The sequence below is a fragment of the Gordonia sp. DT219 genome, from assembly GCF_049847065.1.
Classification (GTDB): domain Bacteria; phylum Actinomycetota; class Actinomycetes; order Mycobacteriales; family Mycobacteriaceae; genus Gordonia.
This window is the reverse complement of sequence record NZ_JBNCNR010000025.1, coordinates 26,532-51,487: the sequence shown is the minus strand read 5'-3', so window position 1 is coordinate 51,487 and position 24,956 is coordinate 26,532. Positions and strand designations below refer to the sequence as shown.

General features: G+C 68.0%; 24 protein-coding genes. 17 read left to right on the top strand and 7 right to left on the bottom strand.

Annotation, left to right across the window (positions count from 1 at the left end):
- Positions 1-91: 91 nt before the first annotated feature.
- From ACPXB3_RS19475 to ACPXB3_RS19465, 3 genes are read left to right on the top strand one after another with little or no spacing between them, the layout of a single operon-like run.
- Positions 92-979: an Fpg/Nei family DNA glycosylase gene (locus ACPXB3_RS19475; protein WP_425706560.1), complete on the top strand. Its 888-nt coding sequence runs from the start codon at positions 92-94 to the stop codon at positions 977-979.
- Between the two features lie 41 nt (positions 980-1,020).
- The gene (locus tag ACPXB3_RS19470) at positions 1,021-1,800 is read left to right on the top strand and encodes an SAM-dependent methyltransferase (RefSeq protein WP_425729152.1); all 780 of its coding nucleotides are present in this window, start codon (positions 1,021-1,023) and stop codon (positions 1,798-1,800) included.
- Positions 1,801-1,810: 10 nt separating this feature from the next.
- Complete coding sequence (locus ACPXB3_RS19465) at positions 1,811-2,554, top strand: SDR family oxidoreductase (RefSeq protein WP_425729144.1); 744 nt, start codon at positions 1,811-1,813, stop codon at positions 2,552-2,554.
- On the opposite strand, the gene ACPXB3_RS19460 is transcribed toward ACPXB3_RS19465, so the two are convergent.
- Positions 2,535-3,260: a hypothetical protein gene (locus ACPXB3_RS19460; protein WP_425706557.1), complete on the bottom strand. Its 726-nt coding sequence runs from the start codon at positions 3,258-3,260 to the stop codon at positions 2,535-2,537. The genes ACPXB3_RS19465 and ACPXB3_RS19460 overlap by 20 nt on opposite strands.
- 18 nt (positions 3,261-3,278) lie before the next feature.
- Here ACPXB3_RS19460 and ACPXB3_RS19455 point away from each other — a divergent pair, with 18 nt between their 5' ends.
- A complete protein-coding gene (locus ACPXB3_RS19455; protein ID WP_425706556.1) occupies positions 3,279-3,812 on the top strand; it encodes a hypothetical protein in 534 nt (177 codons plus the stop codon).
- A gap of 19 nt (positions 3,813-3,831) precedes the next feature.
- Here ACPXB3_RS19455 and pgi read toward each other — a convergent pair whose 3' ends face one another.
- From pgi to ACPXB3_RS19440, 3 genes are all read right to left on the bottom strand, one after another.
- Positions 3,832-5,535: a glucose-6-phosphate isomerase gene (gene pgi, locus ACPXB3_RS19450; protein WP_425729142.1), complete on the bottom strand. Its 1,704-nt coding sequence runs from the start codon at positions 5,533-5,535 to the stop codon at positions 3,832-3,834.
- Positions 5,536-5,572: 37 nt separating this feature from the next.
- Positions 5,573-6,337, bottom strand: a complete 765-nt coding sequence (locus ACPXB3_RS19445) for a class I SAM-dependent methyltransferase (protein WP_425729140.1) — start codon at positions 6,335-6,337, stop codon at positions 5,573-5,575.
- Between the two features lie 82 nt (positions 6,338-6,419).
- Positions 6,420-6,707, bottom strand: coding sequence for a chorismate mutase (locus tag ACPXB3_RS19440; protein WP_425729150.1), 288 nt, complete (start codon positions 6,705-6,707; stop codon positions 6,420-6,422).
- Positions 6,708-7,003: 296 nt separating this feature from the next.
- Between ACPXB3_RS19440 and ACPXB3_RS19435 the strand changes: the two genes are divergently transcribed.
- Positions 7,004-8,800, top strand: coding sequence for a hypothetical protein (locus ACPXB3_RS19435; RefSeq protein WP_425729148.1), 1,797 nt, complete (start codon positions 7,004-7,006; stop codon positions 8,798-8,800).
- Positions 8,801-8,837: 37 nt separating this feature from the next.
- Here the strand turns inward: ACPXB3_RS19435 and ACPXB3_RS19430 are convergent, their stop codons facing one another.
- On the bottom strand, positions 8,838-10,436 hold the full coding sequence (locus tag ACPXB3_RS19430) for a hypothetical protein (protein WP_425729138.1): 1,599 nt from the start codon (positions 10,434-10,436) through the stop codon (positions 8,838-8,840).
- A gap of 378 nt (positions 10,437-10,814) precedes the next feature.
- Here ACPXB3_RS19430 and ACPXB3_RS19425 point away from each other — a divergent pair, with 378 nt between their 5' ends.
- Complete coding sequence (locus ACPXB3_RS19425; protein ID WP_425729136.1) at positions 10,815-13,334, top strand: UvrD-helicase domain-containing protein; 2,520 nt, start codon at positions 10,815-10,817, stop codon at positions 13,332-13,334.
- 46 nt (positions 13,335-13,380) lie between these two features.
- Here ACPXB3_RS19425 and ACPXB3_RS19420 read toward each other — a convergent pair whose 3' ends face one another.
- On the bottom strand, positions 13,381-14,505 hold the full coding sequence (locus ACPXB3_RS19420; RefSeq protein WP_425729134.1) for a M23 family metallopeptidase: 1,125 nt from the start codon (positions 14,503-14,505) through the stop codon (positions 13,381-13,383).
- A 350-nt stretch (positions 14,506-14,855) separates the two neighbouring features.
- Here ACPXB3_RS19420 and sucC point away from each other — a divergent pair, with 350 nt between their 5' ends.
- Together sucC and sucD are read left to right on the top strand one after the other, a co-directional pair.
- Entirely contained in the window at positions 14,856-16,019 is a 1,164-nt protein-coding gene (sucC, locus tag ACPXB3_RS19415) for an ADP-forming succinate--CoA ligase subunit beta (RefSeq protein ID WP_425706550.1), read from the top strand.
- Between the two features lie 12 nt (positions 16,020-16,031).
- Positions 16,032-16,934 (top strand): succinate--CoA ligase subunit alpha, encoded by a 903-nt coding sequence (gene sucD, locus ACPXB3_RS19410; protein WP_425729132.1) that lies wholly within the window; start codon positions 16,032-16,034, stop codon positions 16,932-16,934.
- Positions 16,935-17,035: 101 nt separating this feature from the next.
- On the opposite strand, the gene ACPXB3_RS19405 is transcribed toward sucD, so the two are convergent.
- Positions 17,036-17,497 (bottom strand): SRPBCC family protein, encoded by a 462-nt coding sequence (locus ACPXB3_RS19405; RefSeq protein ID WP_425729130.1) that lies wholly within the window; start codon positions 17,495-17,497, stop codon positions 17,036-17,038.
- 130 nt (positions 17,498-17,627) lie between these two features.
- On the opposite strand from ACPXB3_RS19405, the gene ACPXB3_RS19400 reads away from it, so the two are divergent.
- The 9 genes from ACPXB3_RS19400 to ACPXB3_RS19360 all read left to right on the top strand — a co-directional run bounded on the left by ACPXB3_RS19400 (position 17,628) and on the right by ACPXB3_RS19360 (position 24,863).
- Positions 17,628-18,383, top strand: a complete 756-nt coding sequence (locus ACPXB3_RS19400; protein ID WP_425729128.1) for a hypothetical protein — start codon at positions 17,628-17,630, stop codon at positions 18,381-18,383.
- The gene (locus ACPXB3_RS19395; protein WP_425729126.1) at positions 18,376-18,846 is read left to right on the top strand and encodes an RDD family protein; all 471 of its coding nucleotides are present in this window, start codon (positions 18,376-18,378) and stop codon (positions 18,844-18,846) included. The genes ACPXB3_RS19400 and ACPXB3_RS19395 overlap by 8 nt, the downstream gene beginning before the upstream one ends.
- Positions 18,843-20,321, top strand: coding sequence for a carboxyl transferase domain-containing protein (locus ACPXB3_RS19390; protein ID WP_425729124.1), 1,479 nt, complete (start codon positions 18,843-18,845; stop codon positions 20,319-20,321). Before ACPXB3_RS19395 ends, ACPXB3_RS19390 begins: the two co-directional genes overlap by 4 nt.
- Positions 20,318-20,713 (top strand): NUDIX hydrolase, encoded by a 396-nt coding sequence (locus ACPXB3_RS19385; RefSeq protein WP_425729122.1) that lies wholly within the window; start codon positions 20,318-20,320, stop codon positions 20,711-20,713. Before ACPXB3_RS19390 ends, ACPXB3_RS19385 begins: the two co-directional genes overlap by 4 nt.
- Positions 20,714-20,884: 171 nt before the next feature.
- On the top strand, positions 20,885-21,757 hold the full coding sequence (locus tag ACPXB3_RS19380) for a MetQ/NlpA family ABC transporter substrate-binding protein (RefSeq protein ID WP_425729120.1): 873 nt from the start codon (positions 20,885-20,887) through the stop codon (positions 21,755-21,757).
- Positions 21,747-22,808 carry a methionine ABC transporter ATP-binding protein gene (locus ACPXB3_RS19375; protein WP_425729118.1) on the top strand — a complete coding sequence of 354 codons (1,062 nt, stop codon included), beginning with the start codon at positions 21,747-21,749 and terminating at the stop codon, positions 22,806-22,808. Before ACPXB3_RS19380 ends, ACPXB3_RS19375 begins: the two co-directional genes overlap by 11 nt.
- Positions 22,805-23,503: a methionine ABC transporter permease gene (locus tag ACPXB3_RS19370; RefSeq protein WP_425729116.1), complete on the top strand. Its 699-nt coding sequence runs from the start codon at positions 22,805-22,807 to the stop codon at positions 23,501-23,503. The genes ACPXB3_RS19375 and ACPXB3_RS19370 overlap by 4 nt, the downstream gene beginning before the upstream one ends.
- 90 nt (positions 23,504-23,593) lie before the next feature.
- Positions 23,594-24,214: a nitroreductase family protein gene (locus tag ACPXB3_RS19365; protein ID WP_425706540.1), complete on the top strand. Its 621-nt coding sequence runs from the start codon at positions 23,594-23,596 to the stop codon at positions 24,212-24,214.
- A gap of 10 nt (positions 24,215-24,224) precedes the next feature.
- A complete protein-coding gene (locus tag ACPXB3_RS19360) occupies positions 24,225-24,863 on the top strand; it encodes a TetR/AcrR family transcriptional regulator (protein ID WP_425729114.1) in 639 nt (212 codons plus the stop codon).
- Positions 24,864-24,956: the final 93 nt, after the last annotated feature.

Sequence of the window (24,956 nt, the reverse complement as noted above, 5' to 3'; positions counted from 1 at the left end):
AGCGGCTTTTGGGCGTCCAGTGCGTGCCATACCCAACCCTACAACATATTCAATGAATTAACGGCGCGGAACACTAGAGCACACTGGTGTCATGCCCGAACTGCCCGAGGTTGCCGCGATCGCCGATTTCGTCGACGGACGTGCCGCCGGATTCCCGATCCGGCGCGTCGACGTCGCCTCCCTGTCGGTCCTGAAGTCCGCCGATCCGCCGTATACCGCGCTCACCGGCCGCATCGTCGAATCGGTCGGCCGGGTGGGGAAGTACCTGATCGTGCGCACCGTCCCGGGCGCCGACACCGATCCCGAACCGGTGATCAACCTGGTCGTCCACCTGTCGCGTGCGGGCTGGCTGCGCTGGAGCGAGGAGCTCTCGCCCCGGCCGTTGCGCCCCGGCGGCAAGAGCCCGATCGCGTTGCGCGTGCACTGCGGCCTACCGGGCGAGGGATTCGACGTCACCGAGGCGGGCACGCAGAAGCGGCTGGCGGTGTGGATCGTCCGTGATATCACCGACGTCGAGCGGATCGCCTCACTGGGACCGGATGTGCTCGCACTCGACCGGGACGAGTTCGCCGACATCCTCGCCGGCGCGTCGGGACGCATCAAGAACGTGCTCACCGATCAACGGGTGCTGGCCGGGATCGGCAACGCCTACTCCGACGAGATCCTGCACGCCGCCCGGTTGTCGCCGTTCGCGACCGCGAAAACCCTGACCGCAGAACAGGTCGATGCCCTCTACGAGGCGATGCGCGACATCCTGACCGACGCGATCGGCCGGCTCGAAGGCCAGGGAGTCGCGAAACTCAAGTCGGAGAAGCGCACCGGGCTCAAGGTGCACGCCCGTACCGGATTGCCGTGCCCGGTGTGCGGTGACACGATCCGGGAGGTCGCCTTCAGCGACCGCTCGTTCCAGTACTGCCCGACCTGCCAGACCGGCGGCAAGGTGCTCGCCGACCGCCGGATGTCACGGCTGCTGAAGTGACCGGGGCTGAAGCGACCGGGACTGGGGCCGCGGAGGATCCGCTGGTGACCCGGCTCCGCGCGGCGGGATGTGTGTTCGCCGAGGAGGAGGCGTCGATCCTGCGGGAGGCCGCCACCGACGACGAAGACCTGGTGCGAATGTGTGCGCGCCGGGTCGCCGGGGAGCCGATCGAGCACATCGTCGGATGGGTGGAATTCGCCGGCCGGCGCCTGGCCGTCGGCCCCGGGGTGTTCGTGCCGCGCAAGCGTTCGGAACTCCTGGCCGCGGTGGGTATCGCCGCAGCTGCCGAACGGGTGCGGCCGGTCATCGTCGAACCCTATTGCGGGGCAGCGCCATTGGCGGCGACCATCCGCGACTGGCTGCCGGATGCGCGGGTGTACGCCACCGATGTCGACGAGACCGCACTGCGGTACGCGCGCCGAAACCTCGGCGACCCCACCAGCGTGTACGCCGGGCCGGATCTGACCGCATTGCCTGCGGCACTGCGTGGTTCGGTGGACGTGATCGTCGCGGTCCCGCCCTACGTCCCCGACACCGCGCTGGCGTTGATGCCGCACGAGGCCGCCGACCACGAGCCGCACCGCGCCCTGCTCGCCGGTCCCGACGGCCTCGACCACCTCACCACGCTCGCGGCGCAGGCTCCGCAGTGGCTCGTCGACGGTGGCGTCCTCGCGATGGAGCTGAACGCCGAGCAGATGCCCGCGGTGATCGCCCGCGCGCCGCACGCGGAACTCACCGTGTTCGCCGACGACGACTCGCACACCGTCGTCGTGCGTCTGACGTTCGCCCGACCGAACCGAGGTGAGAACGAGGTCCGGTAGGTTGGCGACCGTGAGTCGACGCGACAAGATCCTGATCACCGGTGCGAGCTCCGGGCTCGGCGAGGGCATGGCCCGCGAGTTCGCCGCCAAGGGCCGATCCCTGGCGCTGGCCGCTCGGCGGACCGACCGCCTCGACGCTCTCGCGAGCGAATTGCGGAGCAGCGCACCACAGGTCGCCACCGCCGGGCTCGACGTCACCGACGTCGACGCCGTGCCGGTGGTGTTCGGCAAGTTGCGCGACGAACTCGACGGCCTCGACCGGGTCATCGTCAACGCCGGACTCGGCAAGGGCGCACCGCTCGGCACCGGCAAGATGCACGCCAACATCGAGACGGTCCAGACCAATCTCGTCGGCGCGCTGGCCCAGGTGGAGGCGGCGCTGGAGATCTTCCGCGCCCAGGGGCACGGCCACCTGGTGCTGGTCAGCTCGATGAGTGGGGTACGCGGTCTCCCCAAGGCGCAGACCGCGTACTCGGCGTCGAAGGCCGGTCTGACGGCGCTCGGGCAGGGGCTGCAGGCCGAGTTCGCGAACTCGCCCATCACGGTGTCGATCCTGCTGCCCGGCTACATCGAGACCGACATCAACCGCGGCGTCAAGACCGCCATGATGACCGACACCGACAAAGGTGTGCGCGCGATGGTCGAGGCCATCGAGGCCGAGAAGGCCTATGCGCCCGTCCCGGGGTGGCCGTGGGTCCCGATCGCGGCGGCACTGCGATTCCTGCCGTCGGCGATCACGCGCCGGATGGTCTGACAGATGAGGGCGCACCGCTCGAGGTCGGCGGGGCGGGTGTGCCCCACACGACGGGTGACGCCTTGAAGTCGAATCCGTCCGCGGTGGTGGTGTCGGCCCAGTAGATGACGCTGCCGAGCTTCTGCTCGGAATCGGCGTAGGCCACCAGACAGGTGGCGTAGGCATCGCCCCGCTTCATCGTCTCCGGCGGCGACGGATTCGCGCACGCGGCCAGCGACACCGGCGGCGGCAAGGTCAGCGCCGGAGTCTTCCCGTCGACGCTGCCGGCCAGCCCGACCACCTTCGGGGCCGGTGCCGGCCGCGCGGCCAGCGAGGTCACCGTCACGTAGATGAAGTAGGCCTTGCCGCCCTGCGTGGCCGAATCCGGTACCCCTTCGCCCGGGGTGATGCCGGTGACCGTGTACATCGCGGTCGGCCCGTTCGGTGCGAAGGCGTCGGCGGGCAGGACCGCCGAACCGCCGAAGGCCAGCGCCGCACCCGGGGACGTGCGCGGCGGTGCACCCGGCGGCACCGACACCGAGGCCGACGTCGGAAACGACGAGGTACCCGGGGCCGAGGACGGCGTCGATGAGGAACACGCGCTGAGTGCCGACACGGCCGACACGCTTGCCACGAGTCCCACCAGAAGGCGGCCGGTCACCATGCGATGGCGCCGTTGCGCCCGATTCGACAGTCGCGGCGCACGCGACGGCACAGACGTTCTCACCTGCGTAAGGTAACCGATGTGTCGATTCACCACAGTCAACTGGTAGCCCGTGGCGCATTCCAGCTCCTCGGATCCGCCGATGCCGAGTCCGTCGACGAGCTGCTCCGCGACGTGTTCGGACGCGATGACATCGCCACGGTGGGCGCCGATTGGCGCGGCATCGTCTACTTCACTCTCGCTGACGATCCGGACATCGACGCGAACGCGGTCATCGGATTCGACGCCTCCAGCGGCAATTCCGGTCCGCTCGCGACCGTCGACGAGGTGATGGCCGCCCTCGGCGACGGCGACATCGCCGAGGCGGTCGATGCCGAGAGCTTCGACGCGTGGCGCAGCGCCACCGGCACGGCGGATATCGCGGTCGGTCAGTGCGTGCCGCCGGTGATGCCCGAGTTCATCGGCGGCGATCCCGCCGAACGCGTCACCGAACCGACGTCGCTCGTCTCCCACATCGCCAGCTGCGCCGCACTGATGGGGCGGATCGAGCAACTCGGACTGGCCCCTGGCGACGAGATCCCCGAGGACATCTTCGATTCCACCCGCTGGGAGTGACGGCACGGTGCACTGGCCGTCAGGCCTGCCGACCGCGGTGGGAGCGATACCACCGGACCAGCTCGTCACTCGACGAGTCCCCTAGTGGCGCAGGGGGTGTCGAGTCGGTGATGACCCCGAGCAGTTCCATCGCCTGGGTCTTGCCGAGTTCGACACCCCACTGGTCGAAGGAATTGATGCCCCAGATCGCGCCCTCGACGAAGACCTGATGCTCGTAGAGCGCGATCAGCTGGCCGATCACCGACGGCGTCAGCTCCGGCGCGAGGATCGACGTGGACGGCCGGTTTCCGGGCATCACCTTGTGCGGCACCACATCCGGGTCCACGCCCTCGGCGGCGATCTCGTCGGCGGTCTTCCCGAATGCGAGGACCTTGGTCTGCGCGAAGTAGTTGCTCATCAGCAGGTCGTGCATCGAGCCGGTGCCGTCGGCTGTCGGCAGATCGTCGGTGGGCACGGCGAATCCGATGAAGTCGGCCGGGATCATCCGGGTGCCCTGGTGCAGCAACTGGTAGAACGCGTGCTGTCCGTTGGTGCCCGGCTCGCCCCAGAACACCTCGCCGGTGTCGGTCGTCACGTGGTGCCCGTGCGCGGTGACCGACTTGCCGTTGGACTCCATGGTCAACTGCTGCAGGTAGGCGGCGAAGCGTGCCATGTCGTTGGAATAGGGCAGTACCACCCGTGATTGGGCATCGAAGAAGTTCGAGTACCACAGGCCGATCAGGCCCAGGATGACCGGTGCGTTCTGTTCGAGCGGCGCGGTCCGGAAGTGTTCGTCGACGACGTGGAATCCGTGCAGGAACTCGCCGAACCGTTGCTTGCCGATCGCGGCCATGACCGAGAGGCCGATCGCCGAATCGACCGAATACCGGCCGCCGACCCAGTCCCAGAAACCGAACATGTTGGCCGTGTCGATCCCGAACGCCGAGACGCGGTCGGCGTTGCTGCTCACCGCCACAAAGTGTTTGGCCACCGCATCGTCGGCGGCGCCGAGCTCCGACAGCAGCCACCGCTTGGCGGCGGCAGCGTTGGTGAGGGTTTCCAGCGTCCCGAAAGTCTTGGACGCCACGATGAACAGCGTCGTCTCGGCGTCGAGACCGGCGAGGGTGGCCACCATGTCGGCGGGGTCGACGTTGGAGACGAAATGGCAGTGGATCGGTGAATCGACGTAGTGGCGCAACGCCTGATACACCATCACCGGGCCGAGGTCGGAGCCGCCGATGCCGATGTTCACCACGTCGGTGATGGCTTTACCGGTGTGCCCCTTCCATTCTCCGCTGCGGAGCCGATCGGTGAAGGCGCCCATCGCGTCGAGGACCTCGTGTACGTCGGCGACCACATGCTGCCCGTCGACGACGAGTTCGGCGTCGGCGGGCAGCCGCAACGCGGTGTGCAGGACGGCCCGATCCTCGGAGGTGTTGATGTGGACGCCGGCGAACATGGCGTCGCGTCGCCGTTCGAGGCCGGCTTCCCGAGCGAGACCGAACAGCAATTCCAGGGTTTCGCGCAGCACACGATGTTTGGAGTAGTCGATGTGCAGGTCGCCGACATCGACGGTGAGCTCTCGGCCGCGTTCGGGATCGGCGGCGAAGACCTCCCGCAGATGCATCGAGTGGACGTGATCCTGGTGGGCGGCCAACGCCTGCCAGGACCGGGTGCCGGTGATGTCGTGACCGCTGGTGTCGAGGTCGCTGCTGTCGAGGCCACTGTCGGAGACGTCGCTCATGGATGCCACCCTATTCGGTTGGCGCGTCGCGTGAAGGTCAACGAACCGTCCCGCGGGCGTACCAGGCACGGGCGGTGAGGGTGAACGGGCCGTCGGGAAGCTTGGGCCGGCACAGTTCCCGGAGTCGCTCCTGCCGATCGGCGGGCAGCGACGCGAGATGGTTGCCTGCGGGGCCGACCGCGAAGGTGAACGGTGTCCAGAAGTCGTCGAAGTCGGTGTATTCGGCGTGCGCCAACAGCTCGCCGTCGACGACGTCGTCGAGTCCTGCCACGCGCAGTCGCCGCGCGATGTCACCCCGGGAGACACCCACATTCATCTGCTCGCCCACCACATCGGGATCGAGTTCGCGGGCGGCCTGCCAGAACACGGCCAGCATCGTCATCCCGCCCTCGACGAGATCCCACATGCAGGCGGCGACGACGCCGCCCGGCCGGGTGACCCGCGCCATCTCCCGCAGACCCTGATCGGCGTCGGTCATGAACCCGACGACCAGGCAGGAGGCAGCGGCGTCGAAGGCGGCATCCGGCCACGGCAGGTACTCGGCCGCGCCCTGGCGGACATCGGCGCCGGGGACGCGCTCGCGACAGGCGTCGACGAACTGTGGTGCGGGATCGATGCCCGCGACGTTGCCGGCGCCGACGCGCTCGGCCAGCACGCCGGTGAGTCCGCCCGGGCCGCAACCCACGTCGAGCACGCGCGCGCCGGCGCTCACCCCGGCGGCATCGACGAGCTGCGGTGCGAGGGTGCGCGTGTAGCGGCCCATGAAACCGTCGTAGCTCTCGGCAGGGGAGGTGAAGCCCATGGCTCCACCCAACGCCCGGGCGGGAAACGCTGTCAATGGCTGCCGGACCGGACGTCCGACGAACGATGGATATGCGGCCGCGTCAGCGACCCAGCGGCCCTCGCCCGAGTCGCAGCAGCAGCATCGCGAGAGTGTGTCCTTCTTGGCCGAGCTCGGCGAACCGCTCGAGGACCTTGACCTCTCGGCTGTGTACCAGCCGCGGCCCACCCGAGGCCATGCGTGCCGCGCCGACCTTCTTCGACACCGCCGACCGGCGTTTCACCGCGGCAAGAATGATCGCATCGAGGCGATCGATCTCCCGGCGCGAGACATCGATGTCGTCGGCGAGACCCGAGACATCGGCCTCGAGCCCGTAGTAGCCGAGGTCGATGGAATCGGCGAATGACGCGCCCGTGCTCTTGTCCGGCCCGGATTTGTCCGGCCCGGTGGTCGCCGGGCGGGTCGGGTCGGGGCTCGACGAGTCGCTGGGGTCGGTCACCGTGCCGATTTTGCCACGCGCGCGCCGCGCCGTGGACACTGGTCGCCATGCCGAGACACCGGGAGACGACAGCCCCATCCACGCGGCCCGCTTCGGGGGCGTCGGATTCGTCGGTGCATCGGTGGGCGTCGGTGGCAGTGCCTGCGGCGATCATCTTGATCGTTGCGCAGCTGATCGTGCGCGGCTGGATGGTGGCGACCGGAAACTTCTACTGGGACGACCTCATCCTCATCGGGCGTGCGTCGACGATGCCGATCCTGTCGTGGGACTACCTCGGGCACAGCCACGACGGTCACTTCATGCCCGCGGCGTTCCTGGTGGCCGGCATCTCGACAGTGTTGGCGCCGGTGCACTGGGTCGCCCCCGCGATCACCCTGCTGGTGTTGCAGGCGCTGGCCTCGGTGTCGGTATGGCGCATGATCCGCGTCCTGACCGCGCCCGCCGACGGTGGTCCGCGCCGCGGGCTCGTCGAACTCGCGTCCGTCGGCGCGTTGGCGTTCTACTTGTTCACGCCGATGACGGTGCCGTCGTTCGTGTGGTGGGCGGCCGGACTCAATGCATTGCCGATGCAGGCGGCGATGGCATGGATCGTCGCCGATGCGGTACTGCTGGCCCGTGGTGTCGCCGACCCGCGGCGGGTGCGGCGCATCGTCATCCGGTCGTCGCTGATCTTTCTGCTCGCGCTCACCTTCTTCGAGAAGTCGCTGTTCATCCTGCCGGTCGCGTTCGTCGTCGCGGTGCTGGTGAGCCGCGCGAACAGCCGTCCCGATGACGACGCCGCCGCGCACGGCACCGGGGCATTGGGCGTGGCCTTCGTCAACGGCCGCCGGTTGTGGGCGCCGCTGGCGGTGATCTTCGTGGCGTGGGGACTGCTGTTCTTCTCGGTCTCGGATGCGACGGCCGGGCAGCATTCGCTGTCGCAGACCGCGCAATTGGTGTGGCGTTCGATCAATCGGGGAGTGATCCCCGCGCTCGTCGGCGGTCCGTGGAAATGGGAACGCTGGGTGCCCAGCCCGCCGATGGGATTCTCCGCGACGTGGATGGTCGTACTCGGGTGGCTGCTGGTGGCCGCCGTGGTGATCTGGGCGGTGCGCGCACGGGTCGGCGCCGTGGCGGTGCTCGTGTGCACCGCGCTCTACCTCGTGGCGGCGCAGATCCCGGTGATGTGGAATCGGTCGTCGGCCAACACCGCCCTCGAACTGGCCCAGACCATGCGGTACCTACCGGATGCGGCGCTGGTGCTCACCATCGCGCTCGCCCTGCTGATCGCGGCACCGGTCCGTCGGAAAGCTGGAGAGCCGCAACAGATTTCAGATATCGGCAGGGTTTCGACGGCGGCCGGGGTGGCCCTCGCCGTGGCCGCGGCGCTGGCGTTCGCGTCGTCGCTCATCTCCACGGCGTCGTATCAATCCTCGTGGACCGACGACCCGACGGGTGCCTACCTGGCCAACACGAAACGGGCGCTGGCCGCCAACCGGGACAACACGATGTTCGATCAGGCACTGCCCCTCGAGGTGCTGTTGCCGGTGGCGTATCCGTACAACCAGATCAGCGCCACCTTCGGCCGCCTCGACGACCGTCCGACGTTCGGCGACAGCACCGACCGGCTGTTCGTGCTCGACAACGCGGGCAACCTCACGCCAGGTGCGGTCACTCCGCGCCGCACCATCAAGGCGGGGCGGGGGACATGTGCGCGGCCCGAGGTGACCGGTCCCGCCGCGCTGCGGCTCGACGGCCCGCTGATCGACTGGCGGTGGACGATCGCGCTCGGCTACTGCTCGAACATCACCGGCGACGCCGAGATGTCCCTGGACGGCGGCCACGCCGTTCGGGTGCGGTTGGCCGCCGGCCTCCACGTCCTCTACGTGCAGCTCGACGGACACGGCACCGAGGTCCGAATCCGGCCGGTCACACCATCATTGGCGGTGCACACCGGTGACGGACGGGTCGGCGAGGTCGTCGACGCCCGGCTGCTCGGCCAGTAGCCGGACGGGTCGGCGGCCCCTGCTCGGCTACCTGACCTCAGCTGCCCTGACCCGTTTCGGGCGGGTCGAAGTAGACCGAGATCTTGCTCGACTGGCCGGACTGGAGGACAAGTCCCTTCAATGCGTCGGCCGTGGATTGTTCGGCCACGTAGTAGGCGATGCGCCCGTCGTCGCCGATCGCCGCCACCTGCTTGGCCATCTGGTCGCGCAGCGTGGCGGTGCCCGCCCAGCTCGGATCGAAGCTGATGCCCGTGACATGTTGGGCGTATCCGGGAGCGAAGGTGATCAGGTAGGCGCCGGCGGGTCCGTAACCGTCGAAGAGATAGTCGCCGCGTTTGACCGCGTAGCTGCTCGGCAGGCCGGTGTGCTCGGAGGCGTAGGTGGCCGCGGGTGGTTGTTTGGTTCCGGTGCGGACCATCGTGAACTGACGCTTGGTGGCCTCGCTGTTGTCGTCGAGGTAGTTGTTCAGTGTGTCGGCGCCGTAGTCGAGGAACGGCAGGTACGAGAAGGTGACGTTGGGCCGGATCGAACCCCCACCGGAGCCCAGGTTGGTCGCGGTGCAGCGGGTGGTGGCGGTGCGATCGAAGTCCACGCGGATCACCGGCGTGCAGGTGCCGCCGAGCGCCCCGGCCGGCTGGCCGTTGACCACGAAATTGACCGTCAGTCCGTAGTTGACGTGCCCGGTCTTGTTGTCCGAGCCGTTGTAGGGCTTGCCGCTCACGGTGATGTCGTATCCGCACGCCACGTTGGAGCAGTCACCGGTCTGCTTCCAGCCGACCTGGTCGAGCTGCAGGCCGGGCTGCTTGTCCATCGTCATGCCGGGCAGCGGCGCCGACGCGAGATCGGCGATGAGGCCGTGCTGCTTGGTGAAGATGGGGGACACCTGGTCGAAGGACATCGGCGTGACGTCGGTGTCGATGGAGGTGCTGACGTCGCCCTCCTTGTAGTCGCCCTTGAGATGGGTGATCGCCTTGGTACCGGCATCGAAGGTGATCTCCCAGGCCCCGGCCTTGACCTTGTTGTCCGCGAGCTGCTGGATCACCGGATCGGAGGTGGGCCAGTAGCGGGCGTCGGGGGTGTCGCGGTTGGGTGCCGGCAGCTGCGCGCCGAGCGCCGGCGGATGCACCAGATCGTTGTTGCCCATGCGTCCGGCCAGCACGATCGGCGACAGTGCGTAGCCGAGGTTCGGCAGCGCCCATTCGCCGCTGGCCCACTTGTTGTCCGTCGGCGCCAGATCCACATTCTGCTGCGACGAGCCGAGGATCGTCTTCCAGAACGCAACCGGGGCCTTGGTGAAGTAGTAGTTGCCGATCTGGGTGTAGGCGCCCTGCTGCCCGTTGACCCGGATGGTGCCGTCGACGTTGCCGGACAGCGCCACCTGCAGATCGGAGAAGTCGACCCTCAGGGTGCGGCCACTGGCATATTTGCGGGTCAGCGACCCGGTGTAGCGCGCACCCGGACTGCTGCCGTATTGAAAGGCGGTCTGATCGAGGCTCTTCTGTGCGCGGAAGGCTGCGGTCGGTTCGGCCGCGCCCGAGAGGCTCCACGGAATGAACGACAGGACCAGCGCGACGATCACCGCCACCGCGCCGACGCTGGAGAGGACCAGGCCAATGACCTTCGAGGTGTTCTTCATCGCTCGCTTCCCGGGGCAGTGGGCATCGGACCGCGCAGCGCGACGATGTCCGTTTTCGGCCGAATGGTGACAACACTAGACATCGTCGGGCTACGTCCGGGAAACCGCCTGTGATGACTGAATGACGCATCCGGGGGTAGGTGCGTTCCTGCTCGCCGGGGCGTGGTGGCGCCCACGCGCGAACGCTGTGCTGCTGACTCGCTCACTCGGCCTCCCCCTGCCCACACGCGGCCGGTCCACCGCAGACTTCGCAGGCCCCCCGCCTAATCGCCTGCGCGGTCATCGTAGCCGGTACACCCCGTCCGCCCGGACCAGGCCACGCCCGCGCCCTTGCGGGCCGGAATCGGTGTCGGTGGGCCGGAGTAGCCTGACATATCGATGACCACCAGCTCTGCACCCGACGCCCGCACCCGGAATCTGCGCCCCGCCGGCACCGCCGCACCCGTCCCGGCGACCGGCGCCGCGGCGTCCGACGACCGGATCGAACAACTCCTCGACGGACTCAATCCGCAGCAACGTGCCGCCGTCGTGCACAGCGGAGGGCCGCTGTTGATCGTCGCCGGCGCCGGCTCGGGCAAGACCGCCGTCCTCACCCGCCGCATCGCATACCTCCTGGCGGCTCGTGACGTCACGCCCGGCCAGATCCTCGCCATCACCTTCACCAACAAGGCAGCCGCAGAGATGCGCGAGCGTGTCATCGGCCTCGTCGGTCCGCGGGCGGCCTACATGTGGGTGTCGACGTTCCACTCCACCTGTGTCCGAATCCTGCGGGCCCAGTCGGCTCTGCTGGGTAATCGCAATTCCAATTTCTCCATCTATGATGCCGACGATTCAAAACGTCTGTTGGGCATGATCATCCGCGATCTCGACCTCGACCCCAAGAAATTCAGTCCACGCGGGCTGGCGGTCAGCATCTCGAATCTGAAGAACGAGCTGACCGAGCCCGAGCAGGCGCACGCCGACGCCGGTGACGAGCCGACCGCCCGCACCATCGCCGAGATCTACGCGGAGTACCAGCGGCGCCTGCGGACCGCCAACGCCTTCGATTTCGACGATCTGATCGGCGAGACCGTCGCCCTGTTGCAGCGGCATCCCGAGGTCGCCGAGTACTACCGCCGCCGCTTCCGGCACGTCCTCGTCGACGAGTACCAGGACACCAACCACGCCCAGTACGTGCTGGTCCGGGAATTGGTGGGGCGCGAGGAGTCCGGGTCGGCGGTGCCGCCGTCGGAGTTGTGTGTCGTCGGTGATGCCGACCAGTCGATCTACGCGTTCCGCGGTGCCACGATCCGCAACATCGAGGAGTTCGAGCGGGACTTCCCGAATGCCGAAACCATTCTGCTGGAACAGAATTACCGGTCGACGCAGACCATCCTATCGGCTGCGAATGCCGTCATCGCCCGCAACCCGAATCGCCGGGACAAGCGGCTGTGGACCGACTCGGGCGATGGCGAGCTCATCGTCGGGTATGTCGCCGATTCCGATCGTGAGGAGGCGACGTTCATCGCCACCGAGATCGAGCGGCTGACCGACCACACGATCGGCGGCGCGCAGTCGAACACCTACTCCGACATCGCCGTGTTCTATCGCACCAACACCGGATCCCGGGCGCTCGAAGAGGTCTTCGTCCGCCACGGCATCCCGTACAAGGTGGTCGGCGGCACCCGGTTCTACGAACGCAAGGAGGTGCGCGACGTCGTCGCATACCTGCGCGTCGTCGCCAATCCGGAGGATTCGGTGAGTCTGCGGCGCATCCTGAACACCCCGCGCCGTGGTATCGGGGATCGCGCCGAGGCCTGTGTGGCCGTACACGCCGAGAACCGGGGGATCTCGTTCTACCAGGCGCTGCTCGAGGGAGCGCAGGGCCAGGTGCCGCTGTTGAACACGCGCGCGGTCAAGCAGATCGGTGGCTTCGTCGATCTCATCGAGGGTCTGCGCAACACCTTTCTGGCGACCTTCGGTGAAGGTGGTGGCGAGGGCGCCGATGTCGCCGTCGCCGACGCGACCGAAGAGGGCGCCGATATCGGCGAACTGGTCGACGCCATCATCGACCGCAGCGGCTACCGCGCGGAGTTGGCGGGATCGAATGATCCCCAAGATGGCGCCCGACTGGACAACCTCAACGAATTGATCTCGGTGGCAATGGAATTCAGCCGCGATGCCGCCGAGGCCGCCGCCGCCGAGGACGACCCGGAAGAGGCCGCGCAGATGCGGGAAGGCGAGCCCGAACCGGGTTCGCTCGCGGCGTTCCTCGAGCGCGTCTCACTGGTCGCCGATGCCGATCAGGTGCCCGATGAGGGTGCCGGGGTGGTCACCATGATGACCCTGCACACCGCCAAGGGCCTGGAGTTCCCGGTGGTTTTCGTCACCGGCTGGGAGGACGGGCATTTCCCGCACCTGCGGGCACTCGGTGACCCGGCGGAGCTGAGCGAGGAGCGGCGCCTGGCCTATGTGGGCATCACCCGCGCCAAGCAGCGTCTCTATCTGACCCGCGCGGTCACCCGTGCATCATGGGGACAGCCGGTGTCGAATCCGGAATCGCGCTTCCTGCAGGAGATTCCGCAGCATCTTCTCGAGTGGAGGCAGAGCGGGCGGCGCCGATCCGGCCGCGGTGGCTCGTCGGGCAGCTTGTCGGGCGGAGTGTTCGGCCGCGGCGACGCGTCGGGTTCCCATGGTGCGCTGGGTCGCTCGTCGTTCTCCACCGACCCGAATCGGGGTCGCAACAAGCAGATCCACCTGGACGTGGGCGATCGGCACAATCACCCGAAATACGGGATGGGCAAGGTCGTTGCGCGCGAGGGCAGCGGTGCCACCGAACGCGTCGTCATCGATTACGGCGGCAAGACGGGACGGGTCACGCTGCTGACGGCAGGCGGCATCCCCGGCGACAAATTGTGAGAGATACGAGAACGGCCCGGCGACTGCTGGTGAGAACGAGCCGGCGTCAGCCCGTGTAGTTGGACATGCGCACGCCGTGCTCGGCGAGCCACGGGGCGGGATCGATCTTGGTCTTGCCGTCCTTCCACACCTCGAGATGGCAGTGCGGGCCGGTGGACTGGCCGTCGCTACCCACCAGACCGATGACCTGGCCGGCGGTGACGTGCTCGCCCTTGTGCACGAGGACCCCGTTGGAGAACATGTGTCCGTAGACGGTGATGGTGCCGTCGGGTGCCTGGACCTGAATCCAGTTGCCGAATCCCGACGCGGGACCGGCCTCGCGGATGACGCCGTCGGTGACCGCGTGGATCGGCGTGCCCAGCGGCGCCGCGAAATCCAGGCCGCCGTGCATCACGCCCCAGCGCATCGCATACAGCGAGGTGAGCTGATACTGGCCGAGCGGGATCGGCGACATGTACTCGGGCAGCAACGCGGCGGCCTTGCGGGCCGCCTCGGCGTCGGTGAGTTGCTTGCCGACCGTCAACTGGCTGCTGTACATACCGGTGTCCTGCGGATGCTGGGTGGACGCGGGCGCGACGCCCGGCCCGGTGTCGGCGGCACCGGCTGCCGCATCGCCGACGGTGGCCGCCGGGACCGGGGTGGCCGGGGTGGCGTCATCGGAGGACTCGGCCTGTGTCATCGCCGCGGCGACGGCAGCACCTGCGGCCACGGCCACGAGCGCGACGCGGCCGCTGCGGAGAGCGGTCGGGGGAGCGGCGATGCGGTGCTTGCCGCCCGAGCGCTTGGTCTTGCCGGCCGGAACGCGCCGGAAGGCAGGCTGTTCGGAGACGGCGCCCGCGCGGTCGTCATCGGTGAACTCGTCGACCTCGGCGCCGAGGACATCGAAGGGTTCGTGGTGGGTGTATTCGTCGAACTCGCCCTCGGGGATCAGGATGTCCTGAGTGACCTCGGAGGTCGAGGTCTTGCGCTGCGGGCCGTTCCAGTCGGTGGGGTCCCAGTCGGGAGCGTCCCACTCGAAGTCGGTGGTATCGGTGTGCACAACCGGGATGATCGTCGTCATCTCCTCGGCGGTCAGGTCATCGATCCGCTCGTCACGGCGTCGACGTCCACCGACCACCGCGGTACCGGATACCGACCGGCCTGGAAAGTCCCGCTCCGCCAAGTCGTCCACCTCACTAACCTCTGCTGTGCGCCCAGGGTTTTCCGAATGCTCGGAAGATGGCAGATGAACCACTTCTTCGCCCGGGACTGCCTGCCGACGGTAACGAAATGATTGCGACAAGTCCAACCCTGTGGTGAAAATTGGCTCGATAAAGTGAGCTGAGTCACAGGGTGGTGACTTTCGTGCAACGTCTGCATTCAGGGGGCCGGCGGAAGACGAAAGTAGGCCCGCCGACCGAGCGAGTGATCTGTCGCACAAGCGGAGGAGGTGTCCTGAACGCCGCCACGCGGCGGGTTTAGAGTCGCCTATGGCCCGCGTTACACCCAGACGAGCGGGCAAATCAACGAATGGTGAGCTGAATGGATCTCTTCGAATACCAGGCGAAGGAACTGTTCGCCAAGCATGGGGTTCCCACCACACCCGGGCGGGTAACCGATACTGCCGCCGATGCGCGGGCGATTGCCGAAGAAATCGGCAAGCCCGTGATGATCAAGGCGCAGGTCAAGGTTGGCGGACGTGGCAAGGCAGGCGGCGTCAAGTATGCCGCGACCCCCGATGACGCACAGTCGCACGCCGAGAACATCCTGGGCCTCGACATCAAGGGCCACATCGTCAAGAAGCTCCTGGTCGCCGAGGCCAGTGACATCGCCGAGGAGTACTACATCTCCTTCCTGCTCGATCGTGCCAATCGCACCTACCTCGCGATGTGCTCGGTGGAGGGCGGCGTGGAGATCGAAGAGGTCGCCGCGACAAAGCCCGAACGGCTCGCCCGGGTGCCGGTCGACGCGGTGAAGGGTGTCGACGTCGCGACCGCGCGGTCGATCGCCGAGCAGGGCCACCTGCCTGCGGAGGTCCTCGACGCCGCCGCGGTCACCATCGCCAAGCTCTGGGACGTCTTCGTCGGCGAGGACGCCACCCTCGTCGAGGTCAACCCGCTGGTCCGCACCCCCGACGATCAGATCCTCGCCCTCGACGGCAAGGTCACCCTCGACGAGAACGCCGACTTCCGCCACCCCGATCACGAGGCCTTCGCCGACCGCGACGCCACTGATCCGCTGGAGCTCAAGGCGAAGGAAAACAATCTCAACTACGTCAAGCTCGACGGCCAGGTCGGCATCATCGGCAACGGGGCGGGCCTGGTCATGTCCACCCTCGACGTCGTCGCCTACGCCGGTGAGAAGCACGACGGTGTCAAGCCCGCGAACTTCCTCGACATCGGTGGTGGCGCCTCGGCCGAGGTGATGGCCGCCGGTCTCGACGTCATCCTCGGTGACGAGCAGGTCAAGAGCGTGTTCGTCAATGTCTTCGGCGGCATCACCGCCTGCGACGCGGTGGCCAACGGCATCGTCGGTGCACTGAACAAGCTCGGCGCCACCGCCAGCAAGCCGCTGGTGGTGCGCCTCGACGGCAACAAGGTCGACGAGGGCCGCAAGATCTTGGCCGATGCGAATCACCCGCTGGTGACGCTCGCCGACACGATGGACTCCGGCGCCGACAAGGCCGCCGAACTGGCGAGCAAGTGAGGAACTAGCCACATGTCGATCTTTCTGAACAAAGACAACAAGATCATCGTCCAGGGCATCACCGGCGGTGAGGGCACCAAGCACACCGCGCTGATGCTCAAGGCGGGTTCGAACATCGTCGGCGGCGTCAACGCCCGCAAGGCCGGCACCACCGTCTCGCACACCGCCAAGGACGGCTCGGCCGTCGAGCTGCCGGTATTCGGTGGCGTGGCCGAGGCGATCAAGGAGACCGGGGCCGACACCTCGATCATCTTCGTGCCGCCGAAGTTCGCCAAGGACGCCATCATCGAGGCGATCGACGCCGAGATCCCGCTGCTGGTCGTCATCACCGAGGGAATCCCGGTGCAGGACACCGCCTACGCGTGGGCCTACAACGTCGACAAGGGCAACAAGACCCGGATCATCGGGCCCAACTGTCCGGGCGTCATCACCCCCGGCGAGTCGCTGGTCGGCATCACCCCGGCCAACATCACCGGCAAGGGCCCGATCGGCCTGGTCTCCAAGTCGGGCACGCTGACCTACCAGATGATGTACGAGCTGCGCGATCTCGGTTTCTCCACCGCCATCGGCATCGGTGGTGACCCGGTCATCGGAACCACCCACATCGACGCCATCGAGGCATTCGAGAAGGACTCGGAGACCAAGGTCATCGTGATGATCGGGGAGATCGGCGGTGACGCCGAAGAGCGTGCGGCCGACTACATCAAGGCCAACGTCTCCAAGCCGGTCGTCGGCTACGTCGCGGGCTTCACCGCGCCCGAGGGCAAGACGATGGGCCACGCCGGCGCGATCGTGTCCGGCAGCTCGGGCACGGCGGCCGCCAAGAAGGAGGCCCTCGAGGCCGCCGGTGTCAAGGTCGGTAAGACGCCGAGCGAGACCGCCACGCTGGCCCGGGAGCTCTACCAGTCGCTGTAGGCCACCCCTGGGTGAGTTCGTCGAAACTCCCACTGGCGCATGAGTGTTCATGCGTCGGTGGGAGTTCGTCATTTCCGGGGCACTTCTCGGCGGCAGGTGCGTCAGCCCTCGCTGACCGTCTTGAGCGCGGCCAGGCCCTTGGCGAAGTCCTTGCCGAGCAGCTTGTCGAAGAACCCCAGGGGCGCGGCAACGCGGCTGAACAGGGAATGTTGACCGGTCATCGTCCACGTCACCTCACTGCTGTCGCCGTCCTCGGCGATGTCGAAGGTGCTGACGCTGCTGGACTTCATCGGTTTCTCGAAGTCCACCCGGACCGCGACGTGCGACGGGGCGGTGTCCTCGATGATCTCCATCCGGCCGACGCCCGCCTTGCGGTTGCCCGACCATGCGTACTGTGCGCCGACGCCCTGCTCCGGTCCGGTGTAGGTGCGGGTCAGGTCCGGATCGACGCCCTCCCACGGGGACCAGTCGACCCAGCGGTGCAGGTCGACGACCCGCGCATGGATGTGGGCCGCGGGAGCGGCGATAGTGGTGCGGCGTGTGACCGTGTATGTGTCGGCCATGGCGGTCCCCTGTCCGGGTCGTTGTCTGTGGGTTGTCGGAAGTATGACTGACGCCGCGTCGAGAAGTCACCGTCTCGGCCCGGATCGCCGACGCCGCGGTGGATGGCGTGGCTCGTGCGATAATCCGTCGGTGGGCGACACGGCTTCGGCAGCGAGCGGACTGCAGGGAGTCTTGCGCCTGCCCTGGCAGCTGGCATCGGCGGCCGCCGACGCCGCCGAACGCGTCCCGGTCGCCGGTGGGGCGGTGACCGCGGCCCGGCGCTCCGCGCACGACGTCATCGACGGCGTCGGCACCCTCGCCGTCGCCACCACCGAGAACTCGATCGGCGCGCTCATCCGCACGATCGTCGACGAATTGAGCGCGCTGGACCTGACGCCGCTCGTCGCCGCCATCGACCTGGATCGGATCGTCGGGGCGATCGATCTCGACGCCGTCCTCGCGCGTCTCGACCTCGACGCGCTCCTCGCCCAGGTCGACATCGCGGCGCTGATCGGCCGCGTCGATCTGTCGGCGATCATCGCCGAACTCGATCTCGACGCCGTCCTCGACAACCTCGACCTCGACACGATCGTCGCGCGCGTCGACCTCGACGGCGCGGTGGAGCGTGTGGACATCGATGCGATCATCGGCCGGATCGATCTGATCGGTCTCGCCGACGACATCATCGAGGGAGTGGATCTGCCGGGCATCGTCCGGGAGGCGAGTACGTCGGTCACCGCCGACGTGATGACCGATGTGCGTGGCAGCAGCGAACGCGCCGACGATGCCGTCGCCACGCTCGTCAACCGAATGCTGCGGCGCAAGACGGCCCTTCAGGTCGCCGACGATGTCCGCGACGGCGACCGGCCGGCCGACGACGTCGCAGCAGGACGCGAAGATGACTGATTCGCAGCATGTTTCGGCAGACCGGCCGCACGTCGTGCTGGATACCGATCGGCCGGCGGGTGTCGTCAGCCGCGTGTGCGGCGCGGTCATCGATCTGCTGCTGGTGCTCGCCGTCATGGGGGCGCTGTATCTGGGCTGGGTGATGGCGCGGCTGGTCGTGGACGTGCATCGGTTCTCGCTCCCGAATGCCAACCCCTTCTTCACCGCGACCACCTTCGTCGCCGTGTCGGTGCTCTACCTGACCGTGTGCTGGAGTGTGTCCGGGCGGACGCTGGGTGCGGTGGTGATGGGACTGCGGCTGGTGAGCCGGAAGAACAAACCGCGCGTGCGGCTTCCGATCGCGTTTCTCCGTGCGCTGCTGTGCGTGTTCTTCGCCGTGGGCCTCCTGTGGGTGGCCGTCGACCGGCGCCGGCGGTCGGTGGCCGATCTCGTGGTGCGCACGCGGGTGGTGTATTCACGGTGACCGGCCGCGAAAGCCCGTCGGCCGCTTCGCTGATCGAGATGCTGGCCGACGGGGATTCGTGGCAGTCGTGGGACGACACGCCGCCACCGGTCGCGGTGCCGGCCGGATACGCCGATCAATTGCGCCGTGCTGCAGAGCGATCCGGCGCCGACGAGTCGGTGCGCACCGGCCGGGTGCGGATCGGCGGATGGCCGGTGGTGTTGATCGTCAGCGAATTCGGCTTCCTGGGCGGCTCGATCGGACGCGTCGCCGGTCACCGCATCACCACGGCGATCCGCCGCGCCACCCGCGACGGCGTTCCCGTGGTGGGCCTGCCGTGTTCGGGCGGCACGCGCATGCAGGAGGGCACCCCGGCCTTCCTGGAGATGGCGGCCATCTCGGGTGCGGTCCTCGATCATCGTGCCGCCGGACTGCTCTACCTCACCTATCTGCGTCATCCGACGACCGGAGGGGTGTTCGCATCCTGGGGATCGCTCGGGCAGCTCACCTGGGCGCAACCCGGTGCGTTGATCGGCTTTCTGGGCCCGCGGGTCGTCGCCGGACTCGCCGGCGCACCGATGCCCGACGACGTGCAGCGTGCCGAGAACCTGGCCGCGCACGCAGTCATCGACGACGTCGTCGCGCTCGGCGATCTGCGCGAGCGGATTCGCGTGATCCTCGCCGCGCTGGGTGAACGGGGCGGCGCGCCGGGCCCGGCCGAGCCACGGGTATCCGACCCCGCCGAGCCGGCCGCCGAACCCGCCGGCGGTCCGGATCGGGTGTGGACGGCGGTGACGGCCACCCGCGGCGCCGGACGTCCGGGCGTGCACGCACTGATCGATACCGAAGACACCGCCATCCTCGGCGACACCGGTCCGATCGTCTTGGCGCTGAGCCGTTTCGGTGCCGCCACGGTCGTCGTCGTCGGCCAGGACGCCGAGCGTCAACGAGCCGGTGCGCTGATCGGACCGGCCCATCTGCGGATGGTGCGCCGCGCGCTCACGTTCGCCGCCGAACTGCGTGTGCCGGTGGTCACCGTCATCGACACCCCGGGCGCCGAACTGTCGGTCGCGGCCGAGGAGGGTGGGCTGGCTGGCGAGATCGCCCGCTGCACAGCCGAACTCATCGCACTGCCGGTGATCGCCGTGTCGGTGCTGCTCGGGCAGGGTGCTGGCGGCGCCGCGCTTGCCTTGTTCCCGGCCGACCGGCGAATCGCCCTCGACGACGCCTGGCTGTCGCCGTTGCCGCCGGAGGGTGCGAGCCTGATCGTCCACCACGACACCGAGCACGCGGCCCAAGTTGCTGCGGGCCAACACATTCGGGCTGCAGAACTTGCCGGGGTCGGCGTCATCGATCGGATCGTTCCCAGTGCCGATGCGGCATCGATCGCACGACTGGTACATTCGGCGATCGCCGAGGAACTCGACGCGATCGCCGCCCCGGACCCCGCATCTCGCGTGCGGGTGCCCGTACCCGGGAGCGGACAAGCGCGATGACCGACCGTATTCTCGCCGTCGGAGCGGTCGTGCGCGACGACGACGGCCGGTTCCTGCTCGTGCAGCGCGGACGTGAGCCGCAGGCGGGTCTGTGGTCGGTGCCCGGCGGCAAGGTCGAGCCTCCGGAGACGTTGCCGCAGGCCGTGATCCGCGAGATCGGCGAGGAGACCGGAATCGAGGTCGAGGTCGGGCGCGAGGTGTGGGCGCTCGACATCCCCGACGGACGTGGTGCGGTCTTCGAGGTCCACGACTTCGTCGCCGTCGCCCGCACGACCGACGTCCTCGCCGGTGACGATGCCGCCGACGCGGGATGGTTTTCGCCCGAGGAGATGCGCGACCTGCCGCTGACGCCCGGACTCGTCGAGCACCTTCTCCGCCACGGGCTGCTGTGAGCACGTGGCCGGTGGCCGCATTGCAGGCAGGGTGAACGTAATTCGTTCGGACGGCCATCGTCGCAGGTCCACCGGCAGCCACGGCGGCTCGGCCGATGCGCGGGCGCCGACGGCGGCGAAAACGGGCGATAACGTTCGGCAGGTCGGTTTCGGACTCTTGGAGGTATCGGCGTGCGTTCGCGGATTCTGGTCGTGTTGCTCTCACTCGTGTTCGCCGGGGCACTGATCACGGCGTGTGGTAGTGACGACGACGCCCACACCGTCAAGATCGGTGTCGCCGATGCGTCGGAGTCGTACTGGAATGTCTTCAAGCAGAAGGCTTCTGCGCAGGGCATCGATGTGAAGCTGGTCAACTTCACCGACTACAACCAGCCCAATCCGGCCCTGGCCGAGGGCGAGCTGGACCTCAACGAGTTCCAGCATCTGCTGTACCTGGCGACCTACAACGCCAAGAACAACCAGGATCTGGTGCCCATCGGGGCGACCGCCGTCTACCCGCTGCCGCTGTACTCCAAGCAGTACAAGTCGGTGGGCGAGATCCCGCAGGGCGCGCAGGTGGCCATCCCGAACGATCCGACCAATCAGGCCCGCGGCCTGTTGGTGCTCGAGCAGGCCGGCCTGGTCACGTTGACCAAGCCGGGCAACGTCTTCTCGACCCCGGCAGACGTCGATGAGGCCCGGTCCAAGGTGAAGGTGGTGCCCGTCGACGCCGGGCAGACCGCGGCGAACCTCGACTCGGTGGCGGCCGCGATCGTCAACAACAACTACGCGACGTCGGCCAAGCTGACCAGCGATCAGATCATCGCGTCCGACGATCCGAACTCGGCGGGCGCCAAGCCCTACATCAATGCGTTCGTCGCCCGTGCCGGCGACAAGGACAACGCGACCTACGCGAAGCTCGTGAAGATCTACCACGATCCCGAGGTGATCGCGGCGGTGAAGAAGTCGCTCGGCGATGCCGGGGTGATCAAGGACAACGCCCCGTCCGACCTCCAGCAGACGCTGAAGCAATTGGAGGCCGACGTCCGGGCCAATGGCTCCTGAGGTCGCGACCCGCGGGCCGGACGTGACGCCGGCCGCAGTCGAATTCATCGGCGTGGCCAAACGTTTCGGCAAGAATGCGCCGAATGTGCTCGACGACGTCAGCCTGCGCATCGGGACCGGCGAGATCGTCGGGATCATCGGCCCGTCGGGTGCCGGGAAGTCGACGCTCGCGCGTTTGATCAACGGCCTCGAACGTCCCACGACGGGGCAGGTCCTCGTCGACGGCCGCGATCACGGCACCGCACGCGAACACGAACTCAACGAGCTGCGGACTCGGATCGGGATGGTCTTCCAGCAATTCAACCTGTTCAATTCCCGAACGGTCGCCGGCAATGTGGGTTTCGCGCTGCAGGTGGCGGGTGTGGCGAAATCGCGTCGGCGTGCCCGGGTGGCCGAACTCCTGGAGTTCGTCGGCATCGCCGACCGGGCCAAGGCGTGGCCGTCGGCGTTGTCGGGCGGACAGAAACAGCGTGTGGGTATCGCTCGCGCGCTCGCGACCTCGCCGTCGATCCTGATCGCCGACGAGGCGACGAGCGCCCTCGACCCGCAGACCACCGACGACATCCTGAAACTGTTGCGCCGCATCAATTCCGATCTGGGCACGACGATCGTGGTGATCACCCACGAGATGGATGTGGTGCGCGAGGTGTGCGCCCGGGTCGCCGTGCTCGCCGACGGCCGTCTCGTCGACCACGGCGAGGTCTACGATGTGTTCGCGCACCCGCACTCCGCGGTCACCCGCGGGCTCGTGCGCCACGCCGTCGCGGGCGTGCCGGACACCGATCTCCTCGACACCTTGCGCGCCCGGCACCACGGACGGCTGCTCACGGTGGAGATCCGCGACGATTCGGCGCGCTTCGATCTGCCGGCGCTCGCCGCCGCCCACGGCGGCAGTGCATCGGTGATCCACGGCGGGATCGCCGATCTCGGCGGGCGGCCGTTCGGCGCGTTGACCTACGAGGTGACCGCCGCCGATGACGCAATCGAGCAGATCGTCGACGAGAGTCGTTCGGCGCCAGGCGTCGTCGTCCACGAAAGCCGATCACGATGAGTGCGACCTCGACCGTCGCCGACGGCGGCTTCACCCGGGTATTCGGAGACGAACTGCGTCCGTTGCTGTTCGAGGCGATCGGGCAGACCTTCCAGTTGGTCGGGTTCACGTTGCTCATCGGTGGTGCACTCGGCTTGCTGATCGGGGTGGTGCTCTATGCGACCAGCCCGGGCAATCTGTGGTCGAACGGGTGGGTCTTCAACGGACTCAACGTGATCGTCAACATCGTCCGGCCGATCCCGTTCATCATCTTCATCACCGCGATCGCGCCGCTGACCAAGACGGTGATGGGCACCCGCATCGGTACCGAGGCCGCCATCTTCCCGATGACCTTGATGGCGATGGTGGTGATCGGCCGCGTCGTCGAACAGAGTCTGGTGTCGGTGGACCCGGGCGTCGTCGAGGCCGCCCGTGCGTCGGGCGCGAGTCGTCTGCGCACCCTGGTGACGATCGTGGTCCCGGAGGGCTTCGCCCCGCTCGTCCTCGGCTACACCTTCATCTTCGTCGCGATCGTCGACATGTCGGCGATGGCCGGATATGTGGGCGGCGGCGGCCTCGGCGACTTCGCCTTCCAGTACGGTTATCAGCAGTTCGACTGGAAATTGACCGTTGTGGTGATCGCGTTGTTGGTGATCCTGGTACAGGTGGGTCAGTACTTCGGCAACTGGCTGGCGCGGCGCGCACGGCACCGCTGAGACGGGTGAACCGAGACGCGTGAATCGAGACGTGAACCGACCGACCCGAATTTCCGACCGTCGCACCGTCGCGACAGAGATGAGGCACCCATGACCGAGCTCCTGCCCCTCGACCCCGACCAGCTGCTCACCACCACCCGAACGGTCCGCAAACGCCTCGACCTCGACCGGCCCGTGCCCATCGAGGTGATCAAAGAAGCGCTCGAGGTCGCCCTGCAGGCGCCCACCGGCTCCAACAGCCAGACCTGGCACTGGATCGTGCTGACCGACCCGGAGATCAAGGAGAAGGTCGCCGCCTTGTACGCGCGGTCCTTTGCCGCCTACGCCCAGCAGCGCGCCGCCGCCGACGACACCGCCCGCCGCGTTGCCTCCAGCGCGCAATACCTCGCCGATGTGATGGGCAAGGTCCCGGTGCTGGTGATCGGCGCCCTCTACACCGGCGGTGACCTCCCGGAGGGCAATCAGGCCGGGGTGTGGGGCTCGCTGCTGCCGGGGGCCTGGAACCTGAGTCTGGCGCTGCGCGCCCGTGGGCTCGGATCGGCGTGGACGACCCTGCACCTGACGTACGAGAAGGAGGTCGCCGAACTCCTCGGCATCCCGCCCACCGTGCATCAGGGTGTGTTGTTGCCCGTCGCCTACACCTTGGGCGTCGACTTCAAACCGGCCGGGCGCAAGCCGCTCGACGAGGTACTCCACCTCGACAGGTGGTGACCGACAAGTGGTGACCGTGCCGGACGGCGGCGCCGGGGCGGCCGGGACGGGTCCACGCCCGGCCACCCGTCGTAGGGCGGCCAAGGCCGCGCGCCGCGCGGAGTTGCTGACGGCAGCGGCCCGGCAGATGGCCGAACGCGGCTTCGCCGGGGTGCGACTCGAGGACATCGGCGGCGCGGTCGGGGTGAGCGGGCCCGCGATGTACCGGCATTTCTCGTCGAAGACCGAATTGCTCGACGAGATGCTCCTCGACATCTCGCGCCGCCTCTACGCCGGGGGCCACGAGGTGGTGGCGCGCGGGGGCACGCCCGACGAGACGCTCGACGCGCTGATCGCCTTCCACATCGACGTCCTGGTCACCAAGCCCGATCTCATCACCGTGCAGGACCGCGACCTGTCGTCGCTGACGCCCGCGGCCAACCATGAGGTGCGTCGCCTGCAGCGCCGTTACGTCGAGGACTGGGTCGAGGTGACGATGGCCGCCGTCGACGCGGGCACCGGCCGGCTCGACCGGGCCGAGGCCCGCGTCCGGGTACATGCCATGTTCGGCCTGCTCAACTCCTCACCACGGTTGCCCGACTTCGACGCCGACCGGTTGCGCGGCCTGCTCACCGCGATGGCAGCGGCCGCATTGCACGCCCGGGTCTGAGCGAGCGTCCCGCTCGACCATTTGCTTCGCGCTCGACGATCTCGGTGAGCGGGAAGCAAATCATCGAGCGGGAACCGTGCCGTTCCGTCGGAT

Excerpts from the sequence above, each read along its gene's own strand:
- ACPXB3_RS19475 (WP_425706560.1), top strand. The coding sequence starts at position 92 with ATGCCCGAACTGCCCGAGGTTGCCGCGATCGCCGATTTCGTCGACGGA.
- pgi (WP_425729142.1), bottom strand. The coding sequence starts at position 5,535 with ATGAGCGACGTCTCCGACAGTGGCCTCGACAGCAGCGACCTCGACACC.
- ACPXB3_RS19445 (WP_425729140.1), bottom strand. The coding sequence starts at position 6,337 with ATGGGCTTCACCTCCCCTGCCGAGAGCTACGACGGTTTCATGGGCCGC.
- ACPXB3_RS19435 (WP_425729148.1), top strand. The coding sequence starts at position 7,004 with ATGGTGGCGACCGGAAACTTCTACTGGGACGACCTCATCCTCATCGGG.
- ACPXB3_RS19430 (WP_425729138.1), bottom strand. The coding sequence starts at position 10,436 with ATGAAGAACACCTCGAAGGTCATTGGCCTGGTCCTCTCCAGCGTCGGC.
- ACPXB3_RS19425 (WP_425729136.1), top strand. The coding sequence starts at position 10,815 with ATGACCACCAGCTCTGCACCCGACGCCCGCACCCGGAATCTGCGCCCC.
- sucC (WP_425706550.1), top strand. The coding sequence starts at position 14,856 with ATGGATCTCTTCGAATACCAGGCGAAGGAACTGTTCGCCAAGCATGGG.
- sucD (WP_425729132.1), top strand. The coding sequence starts at position 16,032 with ATGTCGATCTTTCTGAACAAAGACAACAAGATCATCGTCCAGGGCATC.
- ACPXB3_RS19405 (WP_425729130.1), bottom strand. The coding sequence starts at position 17,497 with ATGGCCGACACATACACGGTCACACGCCGCACCACTATCGCCGCTCCC.
- ACPXB3_RS19395 (WP_425729126.1), top strand. The coding sequence starts at position 18,376 with ATGACTGATTCGCAGCATGTTTCGGCAGACCGGCCGCACGTCGTGCTG.
- ACPXB3_RS19385 (WP_425729122.1), top strand. The coding sequence starts at position 20,318 with ATGACCGACCGTATTCTCGCCGTCGGAGCGGTCGTGCGCGACGACGAC.
- ACPXB3_RS19375 (WP_425729118.1), top strand. The coding sequence starts at position 21,747 with ATGGCTCCTGAGGTCGCGACCCGCGGGCCGGACGTGACGCCGGCCGCA.
- ACPXB3_RS19370 (WP_425729116.1), top strand. The coding sequence starts at position 22,805 with ATGAGTGCGACCTCGACCGTCGCCGACGGCGGCTTCACCCGGGTATTC.
- ACPXB3_RS19365 (WP_425706540.1), top strand. The coding sequence starts at position 23,594 with ATGACCGAGCTCCTGCCCCTCGACCCCGACCAGCTGCTCACCACCACC.